19 protein-coding genes are annotated in these 19,714 nt (G+C 71.4%); 10 read left to right on the forward strand and 9 right to left on the reverse strand.

The annotated features are described in order from the left end of the window. Window positions 1-166 precede the first annotated feature (166 nt). Entirely contained in the window at window positions 167-1,042 is an 876-nt protein-coding gene (locus AB0J02_RS28405; RefSeq protein ID WP_363196628.1) for an SGNH/GDSL hydrolase family protein, read from the forward strand. Between the two features lie 213 nt (window positions 1,043-1,255). Here AB0J02_RS28405 and AB0J02_RS28410 read toward each other — a convergent pair whose 3' ends face one another. Together AB0J02_RS28410 and AB0J02_RS28415 are read right to left on the reverse strand one after the other, a co-directional pair. Continuing rightward, entirely contained in the window at window positions 1,256-1,909 is a 654-nt protein-coding gene (locus AB0J02_RS28410; protein WP_363196629.1) for a hypothetical protein, read from the reverse strand. Continuing rightward, window positions 1,833-2,339, reverse strand: a complete 507-nt coding sequence (locus AB0J02_RS28415) for a hypothetical protein (RefSeq protein WP_363196630.1) — start codon at window positions 2,337-2,339, stop codon at window positions 1,833-1,835. Before AB0J02_RS28415 ends, AB0J02_RS28410 begins: the two co-directional genes overlap by 77 nt. Window positions 2,340-2,542: 203 nt before the next feature. On the opposite strand from AB0J02_RS28415, the gene AB0J02_RS28420 reads away from it, so the two are divergent. Beyond that, the gene (locus AB0J02_RS28420; protein WP_363196631.1) at window positions 2,543-4,165 is read left to right on the forward strand and encodes a penicillin-binding transpeptidase domain-containing protein; all 1,623 of its coding nucleotides are present in this window, start codon (window positions 2,543-2,545) and stop codon (window positions 4,163-4,165) included. A gap of 36 nt (window positions 4,166-4,201) precedes the next feature. Here the strand turns inward: AB0J02_RS28420 and AB0J02_RS28425 are convergent, their stop codons facing one another. Both AB0J02_RS28425 and AB0J02_RS28430 read right to left on the reverse strand, forming a co-directional pair. Beyond that, window positions 4,202-5,329 carry a glycoside hydrolase family 88 protein gene (locus AB0J02_RS28425; protein WP_363196632.1) on the reverse strand — a complete coding sequence of 376 codons (1,128 nt, stop codon included), beginning with the start codon at window positions 5,327-5,329 and terminating at the stop codon, window positions 4,202-4,204. Between the two features lie 46 nt (window positions 5,330-5,375). Beyond that, on the reverse strand, window positions 5,376-5,618 hold the full coding sequence (locus AB0J02_RS28430) for a hypothetical protein (protein WP_363196633.1): 243 nt from the start codon (window positions 5,616-5,618) through the stop codon (window positions 5,376-5,378). Between the two features lie 267 nt (window positions 5,619-5,885). Here AB0J02_RS28430 and AB0J02_RS28435 point away from each other — a divergent pair, with 267 nt between their 5' ends. Continuing rightward, on the forward strand, window positions 5,886-8,066 hold the full coding sequence (locus tag AB0J02_RS28435; protein WP_363196753.1) for an FUSC family protein: 2,181 nt from the start codon (window positions 5,886-5,888) through the stop codon (window positions 8,064-8,066). Window positions 8,067-8,081: 15 nt separating this feature from the next. Here AB0J02_RS28435 and AB0J02_RS28440 read toward each other — a convergent pair whose 3' ends face one another. Both AB0J02_RS28440 and AB0J02_RS28445 read right to left on the reverse strand, forming a co-directional pair. Then, window positions 8,082-9,410: a S28 family serine protease gene (locus AB0J02_RS28440; protein ID WP_363196634.1), complete on the reverse strand. Its 1,329-nt coding sequence runs from the start codon at window positions 9,408-9,410 to the stop codon at window positions 8,082-8,084. Window positions 9,411-9,615: 205 nt separating this feature from the next. Beyond that, complete coding sequence (locus AB0J02_RS28445) at window positions 9,616-10,113, reverse strand: peptidylprolyl isomerase (protein ID WP_363196635.1); 498 nt, start codon at window positions 10,111-10,113, stop codon at window positions 9,616-9,618. A gap of 222 nt (window positions 10,114-10,335) precedes the next feature. Here AB0J02_RS28445 and AB0J02_RS28450 point away from each other — a divergent pair, with 222 nt between their 5' ends. The 7 genes from AB0J02_RS28450 (at window position 10,336) to AB0J02_RS28480 (ending at window position 15,815) form a co-directional block, all read left to right on the forward strand. Then, the gene (locus tag AB0J02_RS28450; protein WP_363196636.1) at window positions 10,336-10,617 is read left to right on the forward strand and encodes a zinc-ribbon domain-containing protein; all 282 of its coding nucleotides are present in this window, start codon (window positions 10,336-10,338) and stop codon (window positions 10,615-10,617) included. A gap of 247 nt (window positions 10,618-10,864) precedes the next feature. Further along, window positions 10,865-11,056, forward strand: coding sequence for a hypothetical protein (locus AB0J02_RS28455; protein WP_363196637.1), 192 nt, complete (start codon window positions 10,865-10,867; stop codon window positions 11,054-11,056). Window positions 11,057-11,447: 391 nt separating this feature from the next. Next, a complete protein-coding gene (locus tag AB0J02_RS28460) occupies window positions 11,448-13,070 on the forward strand; it encodes an ATP-binding protein (protein WP_363196638.1) in 1,623 nt (540 codons plus the stop codon). A gap of 103 nt (window positions 13,071-13,173) precedes the next feature. After that, window positions 13,174-13,593: a roadblock/LC7 domain-containing protein gene (locus AB0J02_RS28465; protein WP_363196639.1), complete on the forward strand. Its 420-nt coding sequence runs from the start codon at window positions 13,174-13,176 to the stop codon at window positions 13,591-13,593. Further along, on the forward strand, window positions 13,590-13,949 hold the full coding sequence (locus AB0J02_RS28470; RefSeq protein WP_363196640.1) for a DUF742 domain-containing protein: 360 nt from the start codon (window positions 13,590-13,592) through the stop codon (window positions 13,947-13,949). Before AB0J02_RS28465 ends, AB0J02_RS28470 begins: the two co-directional genes overlap by 4 nt. After that, window positions 13,930-14,544: an ATP/GTP-binding protein gene (locus AB0J02_RS28475; RefSeq protein WP_363196641.1), complete on the forward strand. Its 615-nt coding sequence runs from the start codon at window positions 13,930-13,932 to the stop codon at window positions 14,542-14,544. Before AB0J02_RS28470 ends, AB0J02_RS28475 begins: the two co-directional genes overlap by 20 nt. Then, the gene (locus AB0J02_RS28480; protein WP_363196642.1) at window positions 14,541-15,815 is read left to right on the forward strand and encodes a cytochrome P450; all 1,275 of its coding nucleotides are present in this window, start codon (window positions 14,541-14,543) and stop codon (window positions 15,813-15,815) included. Before AB0J02_RS28475 ends, AB0J02_RS28480 begins: the two co-directional genes overlap by 4 nt. Before the next feature lie 57 nt (window positions 15,816-15,872). Here the strand turns inward: AB0J02_RS28480 and trpS are convergent, their stop codons facing one another. The 3 genes from trpS to AB0J02_RS28495 all read right to left on the reverse strand — a co-directional run bounded on the left by trpS (window position 15,873) and on the right by AB0J02_RS28495 (window position 19,504). Next, a complete protein-coding gene (gene trpS / locus AB0J02_RS28485; protein ID WP_363196643.1) occupies window positions 15,873-16,919 on the reverse strand; it encodes a tryptophan--tRNA ligase in 1,047 nt (348 codons plus the stop codon). Window positions 16,920-17,100: 181 nt separating this feature from the next. Continuing rightward, a complete protein-coding gene (locus AB0J02_RS28490; protein WP_363196644.1) occupies window positions 17,101-18,324 on the reverse strand; it encodes a cytochrome P450 in 1,224 nt (407 codons plus the stop codon). A gap of 139 nt (window positions 18,325-18,463) precedes the next feature. Further along, window positions 18,464-19,504: an NAD(P)-dependent alcohol dehydrogenase gene (locus AB0J02_RS28495; protein ID WP_363196645.1), complete on the reverse strand. Its 1,041-nt coding sequence runs from the start codon at window positions 19,502-19,504 to the stop codon at window positions 18,464-18,466. Window positions 19,505-19,714 lie beyond the last annotated feature (210 nt).

Below are 19,714 nucleotides of genomic sequence, written 5' to 3' on the forward strand. Positions count from 1 at the left end.
GCCCACCGAGGGTGAACACACGCGGCCCGCACTCCCCAGGTCACGACCCCGTGCACACCTATTGACGCGTATTCGAACTCGTCGGTAGCTTCAACTGACAGCGCTGAACTCCCCTGTCTCATCCGGAACTTGGCCATGCGCCGAGAAGGTTTCGAAGGAGCAACAGATGGTGATTCACGCGTTCAAGAAGCGGCTCGCGGCAGTGGCCGTGGCGACGGGTGCGGCGGTTTTCGGGCTCACCGTCCCGGCGCAGGCCGCGCCACAGCCCCTCCCCTATGTCGCGCTGGGCGACAGCTACAGCGCCGCCTCGGGTGTGCTCCCCCTCGATCCGACCGCGAGCCTGCTGTGTGCCCGCTCGACCGCCAACTACCCGCACGTCCTGGCCAAGCGCACCGGCGCCGCTCTGAAGGACGTGACCTGCGGCGGAGCCCAGACGAAGGACTTCGCCGGGTCGCAGTACCCCGGCGTCGCCCCGCAGCTGGACGCGCTCGGCACGGACACCGGCCTCGTGACCATGACCATCGGCGGCAATGACAACAGCACGTTCATCAACACGATCCTGGCCTGCGCGACGGCCGGGATCGCCTCGGCCGGCCAGGGGCATCCGTGTACGTCCCTCTACGGGGACAAGTTCGCCGACGACATCGACACCAAGACCTACCCGGCGGTGAAGGCGGCGCTGCAGGCGACCAGGGACAAGGCGCCGCAGGCCCGCGTCGCGATCCTCGGCTACCCGTGGATCATGCCGGCCACGGCGCAGACGGGCTGCTTCGTGAAGATGCCGATCGCGTCCGGCGACGTACCGTACGTGCGCGACATCCAGACCCACCTCAACCGCGCGGTGCAGCGGGCCGCGGCGGAGACCGGGGCGACGTACGTCGATCTGTCCCGGGCGTCCGAGGGGCACGACGCGTGCCAGGCGAGCGGGGTGCGCTGGGTGGAGCCGGCGCTGTTCGGCACGAACTTCGTGCCGGTGCACCCGAACGCGCTGGGTGAGTCGGCGATGGCGGACCTCACGCTCGACGCGCTCGGTCTGGGCTGACGGCCCCGGCAGCCTCTCTACGAAGACGGTCCCTGGACGAAGTCGACCTCGGGGAAACGCGTCGAGGGGCCGTCGAGGAGACCGCCGTCGCGGCCTCGGAGACAGCGGTCGAAGAAGGCGGTCAGGTACGCCCGTTGCGCCGCGACCGCGCAGGCCGTGGACACCGCGGGCCGTGGGCACTGCGGGCCGTGGGCACCGTGCCGACCCAGCCGGTCAGCGTCCCGTCGGGCAGGCCAAGGGGGCCGGCGATCTGCGGGAGCAGCGTCGCCGCGTCCGTGTACGTCGCGTGCCCCGGAGGGTCAGATCGCGGTGCCACCCGGTGCTGTGCCGCCACAGTTCACGCCAGGAGGGCACGGTGGTGTGGTCGTTGCCGTCGCCGCCCATCAGCAGCACCGGCCGGTCCGTGCTCTCGGCCGCCACGGTGGAGAGCCGTCCCTCGTCGTGGTCGTCCTGGACGTACGCGAGGACACCGTCGAGATTGGCCGCGGCGGCGAGCCGCCGGTCGTCGTGGAGCGCCTGGACGGCGGCGAAACCGCCGGCGGACTGGCCGAACGCGCCGATCGGCGCCCGGCTCAGGCGCCCGTCGTCGAAGTCCCGCGTCACGGTGTCGAGGACGAAGCGGAGGTCGTCGAAGCGGACCGCGGAGGTCTTCTTCAGGAGCGCGGTCACCGCCGCGGGCCCTTCCCGCTGTGCCGCGGCGAACTCCTGCGGCAGCCGGCTCGTGGCCACACGTCCGTCCGGGAACTCGACGGCCGGGACGTCGTAGGGGTGGTCGATCGCGATCACCACGTCACCCCACGAGGCGAGTTCGTCGGTCAGGGTCGTGCCGAGAGTGCGCGGGTCCAGGACGCCGGGCGAGTACAGCACCACAGGATGCGGCGCGCTGCGGTCCAGCGGCGCGGAGGTGCGGGGCGCGGACCAGTCGACCCGGCCGGCGGACAGCCAGCCCCTCGAAGTTGTTGAGCCCGTCGAAGGCCGCCGCTTCCCGCGCCGTCATCTGAGGAGCGCGGCGGTACCCGGTCACGGAGCGGGCCGGGTAGCGCACGTCCACCATCAACTCCCGTACGGGCCCTGCCGTCCAGGGGTCGCGACGGGACCGGTCCACCAGGTGCAGCGCCGTCGTGCCGACGGGGCAGGGGCCGGTCGGCGCGGGCAGCCGCGGCCGTACGCGGTCCGCCGGGGAGGTCCGAGGGGCGGCCGCGGCGGGTGTCACGGCGAGCGCCAACAGGGCGGATCCCACGGCGAGTACGGAGCGACGGGAGGGCCCGCCGGGTGCGGCGATCTCGTGATCGTGCATGGTCCGAGCCTGGCCTGGAGGGGGCGGGCCGCACCATCCGGCAGACCCGCCGTGGCGGGTGGGGGCATCCCCCGGAAGGCGTCCGTACGGGGCTGCCACCAGGACGACGGCGGCCCCTGAACGGCGCACTCCGACAGGGAGCGGGACCGTCGCCCGCCCTACTGTGAGGCGTCGGGACGAACCAGCGGCAGGGCGGAGACCCCGTGAGCGGCGAGCGCAGGAGACGGCATCTCTGGATCGCGGGCGCGGCCGCGCTCGGGCTCGCGGGTGCGGGCATCGGCGCCTGGTCCGCGTTCGGCGGCGAGGAGGCCCCGCGGACCGGACCGCTGTCGGCGTCCGAGGTCCGCTCGGCGGCGGACGGGTTCCTCGGCGCGTGGGCGGACGGCGACACCGGCGCGGCCGCGGACCGCACGGACGACGCGCGGGCGGCCGGTGCGGCGCTGCGCGACTACAAGGAGCGCGCCCACCTCGCGGCGCGGGAGCTGCGGCCCGGCGCGCGGGCCGGTGCGCGGGTGCCGTTCTCGGTGCGGGCCGAGTTCGCCTACGAAGGTGCCCGCGCGCCTCTGACGTACGGCACCGCGCTCACGGTGGTGCGCCGGGCCGGGGACGGGAAGCCCGTCGTGCGCTGGGAGCCCCGGGTGCTGCATCCGGGGCTCGGGCAGGGCAAGCGGCTGGTGGCGCGGCCGGCCGGAGCCGCGCCGGTCCTCGCCGTCGACCGGTCCGGGCAGGCGCTGGACACGCGGGCGCTCCCCTCGCTCGGCCCTGTCGTGGACGGGCTGCGGCGGACGTACGGGAAGACGGCGGGCGGCAGGCCGGGCGTCGAACTGCGCCTCGTGCCTCGGGCCGCGGCCGGTACGGACGCGGAGCCGCCGAACGGCACCGCCTTGCTGACCGTGCCGGAGGGTGCCCCCGGGCGGCTGCGGACCACGCTCGACGCGCGGGTGCAGAAGGCGGCCGAGCGGGAGGTCGCCCGGCGCACCGACGCCTCGATCGTGGTGCTCAAGCCGTCGACCGGGGAGATCCTCGCGGTCGCCAACTCCCGCACGGAGGGCCCGAACACGGCCTTGGAGGGACGGCTCGCACCTGGTTCGACGATGAAGATGATCACCGGGTCGCTGCTCCTGGAGAAGAAACTGGCCGATCCGGACAAGCCGCACCCGTGCCCGAAGACCGCCTCGTACGGCGGCTGGCAGTTCCACAACGTCGACGACTTCGACATCCCCGGTGGCACCTTCCGCGCCGATTTCGCGGCGTCCTGCAACACCGCCTTCATCACACAGGCGGGCAAACTGGCCGACGAGGACCTGTCACGGCAGGCCCGGGACGTCTTCGGAATCGGCGCGCACTGGTCGGTCGGCGTCGCGGCGTTCGACGGGGCGGTACCGGTCGAGCACGCCGCGTCGAAGGCGGCCTCGCTGATCGGTCAGGGCGGGGTCCGGATGAACCCGCTGACCATGGCGTCGGTCGTCTCGACGGCCCGGACCGGGCGGTTCGGTCAGCCGTATCTCGTCGCGCCGTCCGTCGACCACCGCACGCTCGCCTCGGCACGGCGGACCTTGGACGCCGCCGCGCACGCACAGTTGCGGGATCTGCTGCACACGACGGCGACGTCGGGGTCCGCGGCGGGTCCCATGGCCGGGCTGAGCGGGGACATCGGGGCGAAGACCGGTTCGGCGGAGGTCACCGGGCAGAAGGAACCCAACGGCTGGTTCGCGGCCTGGCACGGTGACCTCGCCGCGGCCGCCGTGATGCTGCGCGGCGGCCGGGGCGGGGAGTCGTCGGGCCCGCTCGTGGCGGCCGTGCTGCAAGCGGCGGACGGCCGGTGACCGGCCGGCCCCGGCCCCGTCCCTCTGTCCGTTGCGTCACCCGGCCAGCGCGGCGAGCTCCGTGCCGGCCAGGAGGAAACCGCCCACGCCGAAGTCCGCCGTGCTGTCGTACGTGACCGGCTGGCTGGACTCGGGCCGGTCCCCGACCTTCTGGACGTAGCCGAGGAACCCGTCGGGGTGCACGGCCGTGCTGACGAGCCCGTTCCAGGCACGCGCCGCGACGGGCAGCAGCGCGGCCCGGCCGACGAGTCCGGCGCGGATCGCGTACGCGGTGCCGTAGAGGAAGAAGCTCGTGCCGCTCGTCTCGGGACCGGGGAGGTGCGTGGGGTCGGCGAGGTTCACGTTCCAGAAGCCGTCGGAGCGCTGGACGGCGGCGACCGCCTTGATCAGACGCGTGAGCGTGGCGCGGTACTCGGGGACGTCGGGGTGCGAGCTCGCCAGCGTCTTGAGGGTTTTGACGTGGCCGCCCGCGACCCAGCCGTTGCCGCGCGACCACAGGACCGGCTTGCCCGAGGGGGCGGTGATGCCGCCGGGCAGGAAGCGCTTGTCGCGGTACCACAGGCCGGTCGTGTCGTCGTAGAGGCCGGGCCCGCCCTCGGTGTGCTTGGTGTGGGTGTAGAGGCGGTGCAGCTTCTGCGCGTACGCGGGGTCGCCGCGCAGAACGCCGAGGCGGGCGAACGGCGGCATCGCCATGTGCAGGGCGTCGTCCCACCACCAGTCGTCGTTCTTGTCGGGCTGGTCGGTGAAGGTCATGCGGTGCAGGTTGGCTTCGAGGGCGGCGAGTTTGGCCTCCTCGGGTTCGGCCGCGTACAGGTCGAGGTAGGCCTGGGCCGCGCACTGGTTGTCCGCGTGGCGGGTGGTGGCGCCGCCGTTGAGGGCGTAGTCGTGCCGCTCCGCCCAGTTCCGCGCGTACGTCAGATAGCGGGCGTCCCCGGTCAGACGGTGCAGGGTGAGCAGGCCGCTGAAGAAGGTGGCGTTGGCCCAGAGGTTGTCGCCGGGGTCGGTGTGGGCGCCGATCCAGTGGTCGGCGACGCGGCGCAGGACCGCGACGATCCCGGCGCGGGGCGGCAGCGCCGCGGGGCGTGGCGCGGCGTGGGCGAGGGGGGCGAGCGCGGTCGTCGCCGTGAGGGCGGCGCCGCCTGCGAGGAAGTGGCGTCTGCGCATGTGGGGGCCTTCTCTCGGGTGCGGGTGGGAATCGTTCGGAGTGCGGTCAGCCTGCTCCGGTCGTGCGGTGGACCACGTCGGAGCCCGGCCCCTGGCGGAACGCCCGGATGCGGTACCGCGCGTGGCGCTCCTCGGGCAGCGTGGTCAGGCCCACGGTGTCGATGCCCGGGCCGACGACGGGGAGTCGGAGGTCCAGCCGCCGGGCTCGACCTCCGCGTGCGCAGGGGGCCGCCAAGAGCAGCGCCCCGGTCGCCGCCATCGTTAAGTAGACGCGTCGCTTCATCGACATGCGTGCCTCACATCCTGTGGGGGCAATTCGACGCGAGAGAGCCGCAATTCAGGTCTGTGAACACCGCGTATCAATATGAACCACGGCAGGAGCAGTAAAGGACTAGGCCATGCTCACGTCAAGGCTTTGTTCGCATCCTCGTATGCTCGGGGGCACGAACGACGGATCGATCTTGGAGCGACGCAGGTGACCCAGGTGGCACGACGGCCGACCCCGACCCGGACGTGGGACCGCTTCGTGGCGTCCGACCCGGGACTGCTGCGGCTGATGGCCGGGCTGCGGACCATCACCGCGATCGGCCTGGCCCTCGCCGTGCTCGGCCTGCTCGGGACCCCTGTCACGTACATGGTCGCGGGTGCGATGGCCGCGATGGTCGGCACGTTCGCGATCCGCGAGAAGACCGTGCGCGGACAGGCGATCACCCTCGCGTTCAGCCTGCCGGTGGCGCTCACGGCGATGTCGCTCGGCGCCCTGCTGCACAGCCGGGTGATCGCCGGCGACCTGTTCTTCATCGCGCTGATCTTCGGCGCGGTCTACTGTCGCAGATTCGGCGACCGGGGAACGGCGCTCGGACTCATCGGTTTCCAGATCTACTTCGTGTCCCTGTTCGTGAACGCGACGGTCGACCAACTACCGCGTCTGTTCGGTACGTTGGCAATCGCCTTCGCGTGCAGCGCGGCGGCCCGTTTCCTGTTCGTACCGGAGACGCCGCAGCGGGTGCTCGGGCGGTTGCGCGAGGCGTTCCGGGCGCGGCTCGCCCAGCTGGTGACCGCCCAGACCCGACTCCTCGACGCTCCCCCCGAAGAGCTCGACGACGTCCTCGGCGACCTGCGCCGGGACACGGCGCGGCTGCACGAGACGGCGCTGATGATCCAGGCCCGCCTCGAGGACGGCGCCCGGGACGAGGCCACGGCCGCGCTGATCCAGCGCCGTGTCGCGGACGCCGAGGTCGCCGCCGAGCGCCTGGGCATGCTGCTCCTGAACGCCCGCAGCGCCGAGCGCGCCGACACGCTGACGCTGCACCTGCCCGGCGCGCCGGTGCCCGCGGCCGGCGCGCTGCTGCCCCGTGAGGACGAGGCGACGGCCACGCTCCGCCGCGACCTGGGCGCCCTGCACCTGATGGTGTCGCGCCCCGCCGACGCCAACCGGGGCACGGCCGTCGCCCACGTGCGCAACCGGCTGCTCGGCTACCGCGACGAGGAGGCCATCCCGCCGGGCGCCACGCTCGCCGCGCAGGATGTGTTCCGCGGTATCGGTGAGGCGGCCCGCGCCGTCATGGGTCTCAGGCTCGCGCTCGACGGGCCGCAGGACGAGTCCGACGACTCCCCCGCCACGACGCGTTCGCGCGAGGAGTTCGACGCGGAGGACGTGTCCATAACGGCGGAGAAGGAGGCGCCGGCCGAGGCGGAGGCAGCGGAGCCCGGCGGACTGCGGCGGCCCACGACACGCGCGGCGTTCCAGGTCGCCGTCGGGTCGGCGCTCGCCATCGTCGGCGGCGAATTCCTGTCCAGCCAGCGCTGGTACTGGGCGGTGCTGACCTGCTGGGTCGTCTTCCTGAACACGGCGTCCACGGGCGAGATCGTCGTGAAGGGCTACCGGCGGCTCCTTGGCACGGTGCTCGGCGTCGTCGCCGGTGTGGCGCTGGCCGGGGCGGTGGGCAACCACACCTGGCTCGCGTTCGTCCTCGTCCTGCTGTGCGTGTTCGCGATGTTCTTCACCGCTCCCCTGTCCTACGCGCTGATGTCGTTCTTCGTGACGGCGATGCTGGGCCTGCTGTACACACTCCTGAACACCTACAGCGTCGACGTGCTCGTGCTGCGCATCGAGGAGACGGCCCTGGGCGCGGCGTGCGGCATCTTCGCGGCGGTCCTGGTGCTGCCGGTGCGGACCGACCACCGCACCGACGAACTGCTCGGCACCGTTCTGGAGCGGCTCGGGGAGGTCGTGGCGGGCGCGGTGGAGCAGCTCAGCGGCGGCCCGGCCATGGACCTCCTGGACAAGGCGCGGGAGCTGGACACCGCGCTCGACGATCTCCGGGCGTCCAGCCAGCCGCTGACCCATCCGATCACGCCGCTGCGCGAGCGGCGCCAGACCGCCCGCTATCTGGTGGCGCTCCTGGAGACGTCGGCCTACCACGCACGGTCGCTGGCGGCGACCGCCGAACTCGTGCCGTACAGCAAGCGGGTGGGCGCCGATCCGCGCCTGGGCCGGGCCGCGCGCCGCATCGCCCACAACATCGACGTGCTCGTCGCGCACGTGAACGAGACGGACACGACGGGCAGCGTCGAGTCGGGGGCGAGCATCGCGGCGATGCTGGAGACCGACGGTCTGGGCGTCCCGGCCGCGAACACCGTCACGTTCCGCGTCCTGCGTCACCTGCAGCGACTGGACGAGGGCATCACGGGTCTGGCCAGGCCGCTGGACGTGCCGGTGGGGCAGCGCAAGTAGGGCGGGGCCGGGTGGCTACTGCCCGGCCCACCGCTCGATGGTCGCGGTGGCCGCGGACCGCTCGTCGGCCGGGAGCGCGGAGATCCGGGCGTTGTGGTTGGAGGCGGGCACGATGTACTTGTACGAGTCGCGCTTGCCGGGGGTGAACTGCTCGGCGCTCCACGGGTCGTTCTGCCCGTACACGAACAGCATGCGGGTCGACTCCGTCCGCACCCACTTGTCGACGCCCTTGACGACGGCGCCGTCGTAGCCGGTGCGCATCTCTGCGGGGAGCACCGAGTTCGGCTGGTAGATGTCCGGGTAGTGGCGTACGCCCTTGAGGTTCTTGAACCCCAGGTCGGCCCAGCCGAGTTGGGCCGCGGCCTGCCGGTAGTAGGGGCCCGATCCGTTGGCGCCGAGCGTGGAGTCCTCGTAGATGGACAGGCCGTGGTCGAGCGACCACTGGTACAGCGCGTCGTCGGAGACGGTCTTCGCGTCGGGCACGGTCGGGCAGTTGTCGACCGAGCCGGACTGCCAGAAGTTCCACACCTGGTCGAGGACGGCGAACTCGTAGGCGCGGTCGGTGGTGCCGAGCGTGTTCGTGAAGGTGTAACCGGCGTCCTTCGCGGTCTTCTCGAACTTCGGCAGGAGCGCGTCACGCCGTACGAGCATCTCGCGCTGGACGGCGTCGAGCGCGTCGCGGCACTCCTTCGTACCGACCGTTTTGAAGAAGCGGTCGTACGTGCTGTCGTCCTTGTTGTTCGCGTCGTTCGGGGCGACGTAGGCGATGACGCCGTCGTAGTCCCGCGGGTAGAAACGGTAGTGGTAGGTGGCGGTCATGCCGCCCTTGCTGCCACCGGTGGCGAGCCACTTCGAGGACTTCTCGTACAGCGGTCTGACGGCGCGCACGATGGCGTGCTCGTCGGCGGCCTCCTGCTGGACGGTCATCTTCTTCCACGCAGTGGCGCCGGCCGGCACGGACGGGCCGAAGAAGCGGTGCTCGACGCTGAGCTGGTTGGCGTCGAGGATCGTGGTGGGTTCGCGGGTGGCCGAGGACAGGCCGTAGCCGCCGGTGTAGACGACGACCGGCTTCGCCGCCGACTTGTGCCAGAGCGTGAACCGCTGCTGGAAGGTGCCGGTCCGGGGACTGTCGTGGTCGATCGGCTGGGTGATCGACAGGGAGTAGAGCGGAAAGCCTTCCTTGTCCGTGACACCGGTGACGGTGACGCCGGGTATCGCGCGCAGCCGGTCCTCGAAGGAGGCTGCCGCGGTGGTCGAGGCGGTCGCCGGTACCGCGGTGGCGGCCAGGGCTCCCGCTGTGAGGGCGGCGGACAACAGCAGCGTGGGCAGGGTGCGCAGACGCACGAAGGCCTCCCGGGTCGGGGTGGGTCGGGGGAACGGCGAGTTGGATCATCGCTCCGGTGCCCGAGACCCTAACCCGGGGCCCCTGCTCGGGAGTTGGGGTTCGCTTCTTACTGTCCTGTTACTGTCCGGCCGAACCGCGCAAGGTGACGACAAAAGCCGGGGCCCCCGCCTCTGTGGCGGGGGCCCCGGCTACGTGCGGAGTCGGTCAGAGCTGGCCGGACTCGGCGATCGTGATCTTGGCCGAGGTGGCACCGCTGCGAGAGCCGAGGGACTCGATCTTCTTCACGAGCTCCAGGCTCGACTCGTCCGCGACCTCGCCGAAGACGACGTGCTTGCCGTCGAGCCAGTCGGTGACGATGGTCGTGATGAAGAACTGCGAGCCGTTGGTGTTCGGGCCGGCGTTGGCCATCGAGAGCAGGCCCGGCTTGGTGTGCTTGAGCTGGAAGTTCTCGTCGGCGAACTTCTCGCCGTAGATGCTCTTGCCACCCGTGCCGTTGCCGGCGGTGAAGTCGCCGCCCTGCAGCATGAACTGCGGGATGACGCGGTGGAAGGACGAGCCGGCGTAGCCGAAGCCCTGCTCGCCCGTGCACAGCGCGCGGAAGTTCTCCGCGGTCTTCGGGACGACGTCCTCGAAGAGGTTGAACGTGATCCGCCCGGCGGGCTCGTCGTTGATCGTGATGTCGAAGTAGGTCTTGATTGCCATGCCGCAATCCTTGCATCACGGCCGGCGGATTGCCGACTCGGCCCGGCCGCACGGCCGAATCCGTACGTTCCGTGACGGCGCGCGTGCGCAAAGCGACGCAGGTTTCCCGCCCCTTGCCGCCAGGCGGCACACCGGAGCTTGTGAGGGTGGTATGGGCGCTGCCTACGATGACGCCCTGGCCCCGGACGCACGGCGGTGGCCATGGACCGGGAGGGACCAGGAATGATCATCTTCGGCACACGGGGCTACGCCTTCCAACTGGCGATACTCACGTTCGTCTGCGGCAACTGCGGGAACCCCACGGCTCACACGCTGCGCAAGTACGTCACGAAGTTCACGCTGTTCTTCATCCCGCTGTTCCCGATCTCGACGAAGTTCCGTACGCAGTGCACGTTCTGCGGCGTCGAGCACCAGGTGCCGAAGGAGCACGCCGAGGCGATGCTCGCACAGCCCGCCGCGCCGCAGGGGGGCGCGGCACAGCAGCCGCACCATCACCAGGGCTGAGGCCGGCAGGGTGTACACCGCGGGACATGAGAAGGCCCCGACGCCTCACAAGGGGGGGGAGAGGAGGCGGCGGGGCCACAGGCTCGAGCGCCCGGGGGGGGTGGGCTGCTTGAGCTGCTCTCTCTGCTGGTGCCCGGGATTCGCCGGAGCATGCACGGCTCATACCGACTTTCTTTCGGGAGTTCTCCACGGCGGCGGCCGATCCGGCAAAAGTCTCAAGCAGGACTTCAATGAAACAGTGGAAGGCATGAAGTTCCTTCTTGAGGTCGACATGGGCGACACGGCATTCGACGGCGACGCGGCCCAGGAACTGGGCCGGATCCTGCGGTACTGGGGCGGGAATCTCCATCACTTCGCGCTGACACCCGGTGACGGTTCGGCGATCTACGACTCCCGGTACGAGGAAGTCGGCCACTGGCACGTCGCGGAAGCCGACTGACGATGGCTGAAAACATTCGTTCGTGCGCGAGCCAAGGCGGCTGAGGACGGCGATCCGGCGCGTCGATCGGACCTTCGGGCCCCTTGTGCGGCGCCCTGGAGCTCCGTATTTCCCTGGCTGCGGCGGATCGTTCCTGCTCTAGCACGATCCGGCCAGGTGACGGCGAGTTCACGACGAAGTTGCCGGTGGGGCGTACTGACCGCCTTATCCGGCCTTCCGGCCGCTCGGCATGACTAGCATGACGCTCGTAGCGGTCCGGAAGATCGGCGTCCCCTTCGACGCCCGCTGCCCGGATCCGCGGCCGACACGACCGGTCGGCTCGTCGCTTCCCGCACTCAAGGACCGAGGGACCCGCGGAATGTCAGTGCCTGCACCCCCCAGCCCGCACGCGATGGCCAGAAGCGGGCGCTCCTCGCTCGGCGCCGCGCTCGCCGTGCTCGTGGTGGCGGCCGCCGCCGCCGGCGCCGCGGCGGCCCTCGCCCCGTCAGGCACCCGCACCTGGGCTGTGTGGACGGCCGTGACCGCGTGGGCGTGCCTGGCCGTCGCCGTCGTGACGGGCACCGTCATGGTCGGCCGTGCCCGGCGCAACACCCTCCGTGCCCGGCAGGAACTGGCCCAGGCCCAGGGCCGGTTGACGCAGCAGTCGGCCGAGGCGGCGCAGCTGGTGAACGTGACGCTGCCCGGCGTCGTGCGCCAGCTGCGCGAGACGGCGAGCGCGGGTCCGTCGACGGCACCGTCCGACCCCCTGCTGCGCCGCATCCTGGAAGAGTTCACGGCGACCGTCGAGGCCTCGGTACGGGAGGCCGCGCACGCCGCGGCGGAGCGCGACGCGGCCCGCGGTGAACTGGAGCGCGGCGGCCGGGAGTTGGAGCGTCTCAGGGCCGAGACGTTCCCCGCCGCGGTGGCCCGGCTGCGGGACGGCTCGTCGGCCGAGACCGTCCTCGCCGAACTGGACTGGCCGGAGAACCCCTTGTTGAGGGTTCCGGCCGAAGGATTCCTGCGCGAACTCGCGCTGAGCGAGCGACGGGCGGCCGCCGCCCAGGCAGCCTCGGCCAAGGCGCTCAGCCGGGTACAGGCGAAGTCCGTGAGCATGCTGGCCGATCTGCGCGGCATGCAGGAGCGGCACGGCGAGGAGGTCTTCGGCGACCTCCTGCGCCTGGACCACTCGACGTCCCAGCTCGGCCTGATGACCGACCGCCTCGCGCTCCTGATGGGCGGCCGTTCCAGCCGCGCCTGGAACAAGCCGATCGTGATGGAGAGCGTGCTGCGCGGCGCCGTCGGCCGCATCGCCGCCTACCAGCGGGTGCGGCTGCACTGCGCCACGGACGCGGCGATCGCCGGGTTCGCGGCCGAGGGCGTGATGCACCTGCTGGCCGAGCTGATGGACAACGCGGCGAACTTCTCCCCGCCCATCGACGAGGTGCACGTCTACGTGGAGGAGCGCTCCGCCGGGCTCGTCGTCACCATCGAGGACAGCGGCCTGAAGATGGCCTCCGCGGCCATGCGCCGCGCGGAGCAGGCGGTGTCGGGGCAGGTCACCGACCTGGCCTCGCTGCAGGGCACCCGGCTCGGGCTCGCCGTCGTCGGCCGGCTCGCCGCGAAGTACCGCGTCGACGTGAACTTCCGCCCGTCCTCGCGCGGCGGCACCGGCGTCGTGGTCCTGCTGCCGCCCCAGCTCCTCGCCCAGCAGCGGGACATCGTGCAGCCCCTGCCGGTGCCCGCACCGCGCCCGGACCCGACTCCGGCGCCGGCTCCGGACCCGGTGGAGACGCACGAGCGCGCCGAACCCACCGAGCCCACGGAGCCCGGGCTGCCCCAGCCCGCACCGTCGTCCGCGGCCACGCCGAACGGGCTGCCGGTACGCCCGCCGGGCCGCACGATGGCCGCCGCCGAACAGCTCCGCGAACGACCGGCCGCCGCTCCCCGGCCCGCGCAGCCCGGCCGGGACGCGGGCGCCCGCTTCGGTGCCTTCCACCGCGGCCGCAAGGCCAAGGACGGCGACCGGCCCGAGTAGGCCGTGGCATTTCCCGAGGATCCCCGACCCCCGCTCAACACCGTGAGATTGGAGGCACGGGCGGTGACCGGCAACGCCGGACCAACCCCCGCCCGACCCCACCATGCAGACCACTGACACCAGCCTGACCTGGCTCCTGGAGAGCCTGCTGGAGCGCACCCCCGGCACGCGGCACGCCCTCGTCCTGTCCCGGGACGGGCTGAAGTTGTGCTGGAGCGAGCATCTGACGCTCGACCAGGCCGACCAGCTCGCGGCGATCTGCTCCGGCATCCAGGCCCTCGCGCAGGGCGCGTCGGTGGAGTTCGGCGACGGGTCCGGCGGCGTACGGCATTCCATGACCGACTTCCACGGCGGGCTGCTCTTCATCGTGGACGCGGGCGAGGGCGCACACCTCGCGGTCGTCGCGGACGAGGACGCCGATCCGGGTGTGGTCGGCCACCAGATGACGGAGCTGGTGGAGCAGATCGGGGAGCACCTGCGAGCCGCACCGCGGCAGTCGCCCGCCGGGGGCGGCGCCTCGTGACGCGCCGGCCGGTGGACACCGGCGACCCGGACCGGCTCTACACCGTCACCGGCGGCCGCAGCCGCACCGACGACACCTCGTTCGACCTGGTGACTCTGGTGGTCAGCGAGTGCGAGCCGGTCGCGGGGATGCAGTCCGAGCACGTACGGATCCTCGAACTGTGCCGGCAGCCGGCGGCTCTCGTGGAGATCTCCGCCGAGCTGAAGCTGCCGATCACCGTCGTGCGGATCCTGCTCGGTGACCTGCTGGCCGGCGGCAAGATCACCGCACGTCATCCGCGCACGGCCGCGGCCGTCGCGGAACTCCCCGATTCTGACCTTCTCAAGGAGGTGCTCCATGGGCTCCGCAACCTCTGAGCTGCCCGCACGCACGCCACTGGGCGCCCTCGCGGACACCGGCCTGAAGATCGTCGTCGTCGGCGGGTTCGGGGTCGGCAAGACCACGCTGGTGCGGTCCGTCAGCGAGATCCGGCCGCTGAACACCGAAGAGGTGATGACGCAGGCCGGCGTGGGCGTCGACGATTCGACCGGCGTGGCGGCGAAGACCACGACCACGGTCGCCTTCGACTTCGGCCGCATCAGCCTCAACGACCGCATGGTGCTGTACTTGTTCGGCGCGCCGGGCCAGGAGCGGTTCTGGTTCCTGTGGGACCGGCTGTTCTCCGGGACGCTGGGGGCGGTCGTCCTCGTCGACACGCGGCGGATGGACGACTCCTGGTACGCCATCGACCGTCTGGAGCACCACGGCACGCCGTTCGTGGTGGCCGTCAACCGGTTCGACGACGAGCCCGTGCGCCACTCCCTCGACGAGATCCGGCAGGCCCTGGCGCTGCCGGAGCACGTGCCGATGGTCGACTGCGACGCCCGCGTCCGGTCGTCGGGCAAGGACGTGCTGATCACCCTCGTGGACCACCTCTACTCAATGGCCATGGCCCAGGAGACGACCCCGTGACCGAGCAGAGCCCGCTCCCCCCGACTCAATCGCCCAGCGGCGCCCCGGCCGGCTGCCCCGCGCACGCGGGTGCGGTTCCGCTCAGCGGCCTGCAGTACCAGCAGACGCCCTCGCAGCTGTACCGCTCGCTGCGCCGTGACCACGGCCCGGTCGCGCCGGTGCTGCTCGACGGGGACATCCCCGCGTGGCTGGTCCTCGGCTACTCCGAGGTCAGCTATGTGACGTCGCACGACGAGCTGTTCGCGCGGGACTCGCGCCGCTGGAACCAGTGGGAGCACATCCCCGAGGACTGGCCGCTGCTCCCGTTCGTCGGCTATCAGCCCTCGGTGCTGTTCACGGAGGGCGCGGAGCACCAGCGGCGTGCGGGGGTGATCACGCACGCTCTGGAGCAGGTCGACCAGTTCGAGCTGGCCCGGGACTGCGGGCTCATCGCCGACCGGCTGATCTCCGGGTTCGCGGGCAGCGGTCAGGCCGAGCTGATGGACGCGTTCGCGCACCCGCTGGCGATGATCGCGGCGGTGCAGATGTGCGGGATGCCCCACTCGGGCACGGACACCCAGGACCTGGTCGACGACCTCAAGATCTCGCTGGACGCGGCCGAGGGCGACGACCCGGTGGCCGCGTACGTGCGGGTCGGCGAGCGGATCCAGAAGCTGGTCAAGGAGAAGCGGGAACGGCCCGGCGCCGACGTCACCTCCCGGATGATCCAGGACCCGGCGGGTCTGACCGACGAGGAGATCGTGCAGGACCTGATCTCGGTGATCGCCGCGGCCCAGCAGCCGACGGCGAACTGGATCTGCAACACCCTGCGTCTGCTGCTGACGGACGAGCGGTTCGCCCTGAACGTGTCGGGCGGGCGGCTCAGTGTCGGCGAGGCGCTGAACGAGGTGCTGTGGCTCGACACGCCGACGCAGAACTTCATCGGCCGCTGGGCGGTGCGCGACACGCAGCTGGGCGGCCGGCAGATCCGGGCGGGCGACTGCCTGGTCCTGGGGCTCGCGGCCGCGAACACGGATCCGCAGATCTGGCCGGAGTCCCATGTGGGTGCGGAGAACGCGGCGCACCTGTCGTTCAGCAACGGCGAGCACCGCTGCCCCTACCCGGCTCCCCTGCTGGCCGACGTGATCGCGCGCACGGCCGTGGAGACGCTCCTGGACCGGCTGCCGGACATCGTCCTGTCGGTGGAGCCGGCGCAGCTCACGTGGCGGCCGTCGATCTGGATGCGGGGGCTCACGTCGCTGCCGGTCGGTTTCACGCCGGTCGTGCAGTGAATCGCGTCGCGAGGTGAATCGCTGTGCACCCGCCGCGCGGGTGCACAGCCGCGTCCTTCAGTAGTCGGAGTTCATGGCGGCGCGCACGTCCTTCAAGGTCGCCTCGGCGATCGCGTCGGCCCGCTCGTTGCCCGCCCGCAGAACGTCCCTCACCAGTCGGCGGTCCTGCGCGTAGGCCTGGCGGCGGGCGCGGATGGGCGCGAGGTATTCGTTGACCGCCTCGGTGACGCGCCGCTTGAGCGCGGCGGCGCCGCCGTCACCGATCTCCTCGGCCACCTGCCGCGGGTCGCCGCCCTCGCAGAGCGCGGCGAGCAGGACGAGCGAGGAGACCTCGGGGCGGGTGGCCGGGTCGTAGGTGATGTGGCGCTCGGCATCGGTCTTGGCGCCGCGGACGAGCCGGGCCGTCTCGTCGGCGCCGGCGGACAGGGCGATGGCGTTGCCGCGGCTCTTGCTCATCTTCGTGCCGTCGGTGCCGAGCAGCAGCGGCGCGGTGGACAGCAGCGCCTCGGGCAGCGGGAAGACCGGATTCCCGGCGCCGTAGCGCTCGTTGAAGCGGCGGGCGACGGTGCGGGTGACCTCCAGGTGGGGCAGTTGGTCCTGGCCGACCGGCACGAGGTTCGCCCTGCAGAACAAGATGTCGGCGGCCTGGTGCACGGGGTAGGTGAACATCAGGCCGCTGACGGCCGCCTGCCGGGAGTGCGCGATCTCGTCCTTCACCGTGGGGTTGCGGTTGAGTTCGGCGACGGAGACGAGGCTGAGGAACGGCAGCAGCAGCTGGTTGAGCGCGGGCACGGCGCTGTGCGCGAAGATCGTGGACCGCTCCGGGTCGATGCCGATGGCGAGGTGGTCGAGGATCAGTTCCTCGACGTGCTCGGTGAGTTTCTCGGCGACGTCGCGGTCGGTGAGGACCTGGTAGTCGGCCACGAGGACGAACGTCTCGACGCCGAGGTCCTGGAGTCTGACGCGGTTGTGCAGGGTGCCGAAGTAGTGGCCGAGATGGAGCCGTCCGGTGGGGCGGTCGCCGGTGAGGACCCGGAAGCGGCCCGGTTCCTCGTGGATCAGCTTCTCCAGCTCGGCGCCGCTCACGTTCTCGGTGATGGTCATTGTTCTCTCCCGGTGGTCGTGCGCGCCCTCAGGACGGCAGGACTTCCGGGGGAAGAAGAAAGGGCCGTCCGGGGACGGCCCTTGTTCGTGCATGGCTGCGGCCGCCTCTAAGTGAGGCGCCACCAGCTCAGACACGAGAAACGAAGCATGCTACGAGCCTAGCACCGGCCCGTCGCACCGCTCAGCCCCGCGTCGGGGTGAACACCACGGGCAGCGACTGCGGTCCGCGGGTGAACACGCCTTCCTCGGCGGGGTCGAAGCCGTCGGCGAGGCGGACGTCCGGCATGGCGTCGAGCAGCTGGTTCACACCGATCTCCACTTCCGCCTTGGCCAGCAGCGCGCCGACGCAGAAGTGCCGGCCGAGGGCGAAGGCGAGGTGGTCGGCGGCGGCGGAGAACGCCGTCGTGGAGGTCAGGTCGGTGCGGAAGAGGTCGAAGCGGTCGGGATCCTTGTAGCGGTCCTCGTCGCGGTTGGCGGCGCCGATGAGGCAGGTGACGGTGGCCCCGGCGGGGATCGTCCCGCCGGTCACCTCCACGTCGACCGCGGCCTGACGCATGATCATGTGGACGGGCGGCGTGTACCGCAGTGTCTCGGCGAAGGCCCGCGGGATGAGAGAACGATCCTCGCGTACGGCGGCCAACTGCTCGGGGTTGACCAGCAGGTTGGCGAAGATGCTGGCGATGGCCTTGTCCGTGGTCTCGCCACCGGCGGCGAGCAGCAGGCTGCAGAACGCCTTGATGTCGTCGTCGCTCATCCGTACGCCGTCGACCTCGGCGGCGCAGAGCGTGGAGAGCAGGTCCTCGCCGAGGTTCTCGCGGCGTGCCTGGATGATCGGGATCATGTACTCGGCGAACTCGACCCGGGTGCGCTCCCCCGCCGCCGCGACCTCCTGGTCGCCCGCCAGGTTGCCCAGGAAGGCGATGACGGCGGTGTACCAGCCGTGGAAGCGGGCGTGGTCGGCCTTGTCGAGGCCGAGCATGTCGGCGATGACGTTGACCGGGAAGCGCGTGGCGTAGTCGTGGACTATGTCGGCGGAGCCGTTGGCGCGGAAAGTGTCTATCAGCGCGCGGGAGTTGCTCTCGATGACCGGCAGGAACTTCTCCTGCAGGTCGCTGCCGCGGAAGGCCGGGGCGACGAGGGCGCGGCGCACCGCGTGCTCCCTGCCGCTCAGCTGGAGGATCGTCTTGCCGTGGACGGGCTCCAGCTGCCAGTCGTAGTTGTCGGTGGTGAACTGCGTTTTCTTGTCCTTGAAGACGCGTTCGACATCGGTGTACCGCGAGACGATCCAGCTCTGCGTCGCCTCGTGCCAGAAGAGGGGCGCGGACTCACGCATCGCGCGGTACGCGGGGTAGGGGTTCTCGGCGAACTCCGGAGAGAGGATGTCGGGGACCTGCGCGGTGGACATGGAGCTCCCTGAGTGGGTGACGGACGATCCGCCTTCAAGGCTATTGATCACCCGTCACCCGGAACAGCCCCCTCCACGCCGACAGTTGAGCGCTGCACGAAAAGCGTGGCCGAAAACCGTCTGTCCCCCGCGGCTTGTGTCAGCCGTTGGGCAGGATCACCGCGCGCCCGTTGATCTTGCCGTCGTGCAGCCGCTCGTAGGCGAGGGGCGCGTCGTCGAGCGAGTACGTCTCGGTGTGCACGGAGACGGCGCCGACCCGCGCGAGATCGAGGACCTCGATGAGCTCGCCGCGGCTGCCCCAGTACGGCGCGGTGACGCTGACCTCGAAGTTGGTCACGCCGAAGCCGACCGGCAGCGTGCCGCCGCCGATGCCGACGATGGTGACGTCGCCCTCGATGGCGGCGACGGCGCCCGCGGTCTCGACGGTGGGCTGCACGCCGACGAAGTCGAAGACGGCCTCGGCGCCGCGTCCGCCGGTCAGCTCCTTGACCTTCCCGGCGGCCTCGGCGTTCGACAGGATCGCCTCGTGCGCGCCGACGGTGCGGGCGAGGGCGAGCTTGTCCTCGGAGACGTCGAGGGCGATGACGCGGGCCGCGGTCATGGCGCGGAGCAGCTGGATGGCGACGTGGCCGAGACCGCCGGTGCCGATGACGACGGCGGTCGAACCGGGCACGAGCTTGGGCAGCGAGCGCTTGATGGCGTGGTACGGGGTGAGGCCCGCGTCGGTGAGCGGGACGGTGGCCACCGGGTCGAGGCCGTTGATCGGCACGAGGTGCCGCGCGTCGTCGACGATCATGTATTCGGCCATGGAGCCGGGGGCGCCGAGACCGGGCGGGCGGATGCCGAGCTCGTCGGCGCGCAGGCAGTAGTTCTCCTTGCCGTGCGCGCAGTTGGCACAGGTGCCGCAGCCCCAGGGGCCGTAGACGGCGACGGAGTCACCCTCCTCGAGGCCGCTCACGCCCGCGCCCAGGCCGGCGACGGTGCCGACGCCTTCGTGGCCGAGGGTCAGCGGCAGCTCGTACGGGAAGTTCTCCGCGGGCCAGCTCATCACCGCGATGTCGGAGTGGCAGACGCCGGCGGCCGTGACCTTCAGAAGGACCTGCCCCGGGCCCGGCTCCGGATCGGGAACGGTGACGACCTCGGGTGCTGCCCCGACGGTCCGGTACTGAAGTGCCTTCATGGCTCGACTCCTTCGTCGCTCTCGCGGACCCCCGCGACTCCACCGTAACCCGCTCGCGTCCCGATGGGACACATGTCTCAATGGGACATGTGTCACGAGACAAAAAAGGACCCCGACCGTACGGGGGAGAACGGTCGGGGTCTTGGTTCAAAGTTTAACAGCGAACCAACCGTGCTCCGCACGCCACTCCCGTTCCGGCGCGGTGAGGTG

It is taken from the genome of Streptomyces sp. NPDC050264 (assembly GCF_040655895.1).
In the GTDB taxonomy this organism is placed as follows: domain Bacteria; phylum Actinomycetota; class Actinomycetes; order Streptomycetales; family Streptomycetaceae; genus Streptomyces.